This window comes from uncultured Campylobacter sp. (assembly GCF_905371695.1).
GTDB lineage: Bacteria > Campylobacterota > Campylobacteria > Campylobacterales > Campylobacteraceae > Campylobacter_A.
The window spans coordinates 1-4386 of sequence record NZ_CAJPMA010000113.1 but is presented as its reverse complement, the minus strand read 5'-3'; the positions used below and the strand labels follow the sequence as shown (position 1 = coordinate 4386).

Below are 4386 nucleotides of genomic sequence, written 5' to 3'. Positions count from 1 at the left end.
CGCGCTAATTAGCGAAGGTAAATTCCGCGAGGATCTTTATTATAGACTAAGCACGATCCCGCTTACTATTCCGCCGCTCCGCGAGCGCCGCGACGAGATTTTGCCGATTGCGGAAACTACGCTGCAAAACGTCTGCGCGCAATACGGATTTAGTAAAAAATCATTTAGCGACGAGGCTAAAAGCGAGATGTTGGGATACGACTTTCCTGGTAACGTGCGCGAGCTAATCTCCTTGGTGCAGCGCGCGGCTATTTTAAGCGACGGTGAGGTTATAACGCCGGGGGATCTATTTTTGCAGGCGCGCAGGGCTAAATTTTAAAAATTTTAATGTATAATCGGCGCTAAAATTTCATTTAAGGACGGAAAATGAGAAAGTTTAATATCGCTGTCGTAGGCGCGACGGGCGCGGTCGGGGAGGAAATTTTTAACGTTTTGGGCGAGGTAAATTTCCCCGTAGGCGAGGTACTGCCGCTAGCAAGCGCGAAAAGCGCGGGCAGCGAGATAGAATTTAGCGGTAAAAAATATAAGGTAAAAGAGCTTACCGAGACGGTATTCGACGAGCACGAGGTCGATATCGCGTTTTTTAGCGCGGGCGGGTCGGTATCCGAAAAATTCGCGCCTATCGCGGCGGCTAGCGGAGCGGTAGTTATCGACAACACGAGTCATTTTAGAATGGACGCGGACGTGCCGCTGGTAGTACCCGAGTGCAATCCGCAGGACATCGCGCAGTGGAAAAACCGCGGAATCATCGCAAACCCTAACTGCTCCACGATCCAAATGGTTCAAATTCTAAAACCGCTAAACGATGCTTTCGGCATTAAGCGCGTGGACGCAGCAACCTACCAGGCGGCTTCAGGCGCGGGCAAAGAGGGTATGGAAGAGCTAGTCGTGCAGCTACAAAAATTCTTTGAGTTTAAGCTCGACGAGTGCGAACCGAAGGTATTCGCGCACCGATTGGCGTTTAACGTTATCCCGCACATCGACGTATTTTTAGATAACGATTATACGAAGGAAGAGATGAAAATGGTAAACGAAACTCGAAAAATCCTCCACGCTGATATCGAGGTGAGTGCGACCTGCGTGCGCGTGCCCGTGCTGCGCAGCCACTCCGAAGCGATTACTATAACCTTTGGTCGCGACGTGGATGCCGCCGCCGCCCGCGAAATTTTACGCAACGCGCCAAGTATCGTAGTCGTGGACGAGCCGTCTAAAAAAGAGTACCCGATGCCCTCTATTGCTACGGATACTAATGAAACCTACGTCGGACGCATCCGCACGGATAACTACCGCAAAAACGTGCTTCACCTGTGGTGCAGCGCCGATCAGATCCGCGTGGGAGCGGCGACAAACGCCGTAAGAATCGCGCAAAAATGGATAGAGACGCAAGATTAAAATCGCAAGCCGGATTTGCGGAAATTTTACCCCGCGGATCCGCCTCCACAATTAAAATTTCGTTTGAAATTCCCGCCCGTTAAATCAATTCTTATCTAAATTTCTGTAAAATATATCCCTAAAATAAATCAAAGGCGCTTAATGCAAAAAATTTTCGAGAAAATTTTACTTTCCACGAATAAATTTACGCTACTTCCCGTTATATTTTGCTTGCTAGGAGCTATCGTGCTTTTTGTTATCGCAAGCTACGACGTTTGGAATGTTTTGGGCGACGTTTACGCCTATTTTTTTAAAGGCGTACATCCTGAAAATTTTCACTCCGACGTAGTGGGCGAGGTCGTAGGCGCGATAGATTTATATCTAATGGCGCTCGTGCTTTATATTTTCGCGTTCGGTATTTACGAGTTGTTCGTATCGGAGATCGAGGAGTTAAAAAACTCGAAACAAAGCAAGGTTTTAGAGGTGCATTCGCTAGATCAACTAAAAGATAAGCTGGGCAAAGTCATCATAATGGTGCTAATCGTAAATTTTTTCCAGCGCGTGCTGCATGCGAATTTCTCTACGCCGCTTGAAATGATCTATCTTGCCGCCTCGATCTTAGCGCTGTGCCTGGGGCTTTATTTCTTGCACAAAGGCGAGGCGCACTAACGCCGCTTTATTAAAGGAAAAATATGATTTTTATCGATGCTTGTTTAAAAAAGCCTACGCCGTACACGCCCGTGTGGATGATGCGTCAAGCAGGGCGGTATTTGCCCGAATACATGCGCGTCCGCGCGCAGGCGGGAGATTTTTTATCGCTTTGCAAGGATTATAAAAAAGCCAGCGAGGTTACGATCCAGCCGGTCGAAATTTTAGGCGTGGACGCGGCGATACTTTTTAGCGATATTCTAGTAGTGCCGCTTGAAATGGGTATGGATCTGCGCTTTGAAAAGGGCGAGGGGCCCGTATTTGACGCGCCGATAACTACGCGCGAGGATTTAGATGCGCTCGATCCGCAGCGCGCGGCGCGAAATTTAAGCTACGTTTACGACGCGATAAGCCTTACCCGCGAGAGACTAGCGCTCGATAAGGCGCTTATCGGCTTTTGCGGAGCGCCTTGGACTTTGGCTACTTATATGATAGAAGGGCGCGGCAGCAAAACTTACGCGATTTGTAAGAAAATGCTCTATACGCAGCCGCAGCTTTTACGAGAAATTTTGGACAAGGTTACGGACGCGCTTATAAGCTACGTCAAAGCGCAGATAAGAGCGGGCGTAAATGCCGTGCAAATTTTCGATAGTTGGGCTGGCGCGCTGGAAGAGAGCGCTTATTTGCAGTTCGGTTGGGCGTATATTTTACGCATCGTAGATGCCGTAAAGGCGGAGTTCCCGCAAATCCCGATTATCGTCTTTCCAAAAGGCGTAAGCGCGTCGTTAGATAAAATTTCTGGAAATTTCGACGTCTTGGGCGTAGATTGGAGTACGCCGATAAGCAAAGCGCGCGAAATTTTAAGCCCTCGTTACGTCTTGCAGGGCAATATGGAGCCTACGCGCCTTTATAGCAAAGAGGCGATCGACGCAGGCGTAGATGAAATTTTAAGCGCGATGAACGGCGCACCGCATATTTTCAACCTCGGACACGGAATTTTGCCCGACGTGCCCGTAGAGAACGCAAAATATTTCATAAAATCGGTTCAAGAAAAATCTAAAATCGTCAAAACGGAGGCGTAAAAATGAATAACGTAAAGATCAGATTTAAAATGATCGCAATGGTGATAGTCGCGTTTGCGGGGCTTGCAGTAGTCAGCGCTTACGTAATAAGCGAGATATTGCAGACTCGCAGCGAAGCTACGATCGGCGAAGAGGTCGCGCAACTAACTATAAACGAGACGAATTTCATCCACGAGATGCAAAAAGAGCGCGGATTTAGCTCGGGTGTGATTTCGGGCGGCGACAACGCAAAGCTTTTAGCGCAGCGTAAAGTAGTCGATGAAATGGTGCAAAAGCTAGAAGGTAAGGACGAGATAGTCTCAAAACTATCTCAAATTCGCGCGGGCGTAGATAGAAGAGAAGGTTCTGATTTAATCGTACAAATTACAAATTTAATCAGAACCAGAACCGTGGCGCTAAATAAAAACGGCGCAAAAATCGAGCCGAGTCTAATGGAATATCTAAAACGCGTAATGACTGCGGGCGAGATTAAAGAATTTTACGGCACTTTGCGCGCTACGCTAAACGGCGTTTTTACGAAAAAAAGTATCTCAAAAGAGGAATATAACCGCGTCGTCGCGCTAAATAGCGTGATTGATAAATTCGCGAAGGATTTCGACGAATACAACGATCCTAAATACGGCGCGGAGTTTGATAAGGTCGTAAGAAGTAATCCCGAATTTACGAGAGTAAGAGATATCGTAAAAGACGTGGTAGAAAATAGTAACGTAAATTACGATGCGCCCGAGTGGTTTAGCAAGGCCACGAGCGTGATCGATCTAATGAGAAAATTCGAACTAAATTTACTAGACGAGATGAAGGCGCAGGCTACTAGCATTAAACAAAGTGCTAATAACGAGCTAATTTTAAGCGTTGTAATTATCGGCGCGTGCGCATTGCTAATGCTCGTAGTTTCGGTTTTAATCGGACGAAATTTAATCTCCGGAATCCAAAAAACCAAAAGCGGGCTAGCCGAATTTTTCGATTTCTTAAACAACAAAACTCAAAAAGCGGCGATGATAAACGTCGAGGGAAGCGATGAAATCGGACAGATGAGCGCGCTTATTAACGAAAATATAAAGCAAATCGAACAAAATTTGGCAGAGCAAAACAGCTTCATCGCGGCGGCAAACGACTTCGTCGGTCAGATCCGCGTCGGAAATTTTGCGGCGGGCTTAAACGCAAGCACTTCTAATCCCGCGCTAGTTAGGCTAAAAGGCGCATTCGCAGAATTACAGGCGTCTCTAAAAGAAAATATCGCAAATAGCAGCGTCGAGCTTTTGGGGCTTTTAGAGCGCTTTAAGGC

General features: G+C 47.1%; 4 protein-coding genes and 1 pseudogene. All 5 read left to right on the top strand.

Annotated features, from left to right (window positions below):
- A pseudogene (locus QZ147_RS08420) lies at window positions 1-319 on the top strand (sigma-54-dependent Fis family transcriptional regulator); the annotation flags it as partial.
- Between the two features lie 47 nt (window positions 320-366).
- The gene (locus tag QZ147_RS08415) at window positions 367-1392 is read left to right on the top strand and encodes an aspartate-semialdehyde dehydrogenase (protein ID WP_295149258.1); all 1026 of its coding nucleotides are present in this window, start codon (window positions 367-369) and stop codon (window positions 1390-1392) included.
- 141 nt (window positions 1393-1533) lie between these two features.
- Window positions 1534-2040, top strand: coding sequence for a YqhA family protein (locus QZ147_RS08410; RefSeq protein WP_295149255.1), 507 nt, complete (start codon window positions 1534-1536; stop codon window positions 2038-2040).
- A 23-nt stretch (window positions 2041-2063) separates the two neighbouring features.
- Window positions 2064-3101 (top strand): uroporphyrinogen decarboxylase, encoded by a 1038-nt coding sequence (gene hemE, locus QZ147_RS08405; protein ID WP_295149253.1) that lies wholly within the window; start codon window positions 2064-2066, stop codon window positions 3099-3101.
- Between the two features lie 2 nt (window positions 3102-3103).
- Window positions 3104-4386: nitrate- and nitrite sensing domain-containing protein (locus QZ147_RS08400; protein WP_295149250.1), on the top strand; the 1283-nt coding region annotated here is incomplete at its 3' end.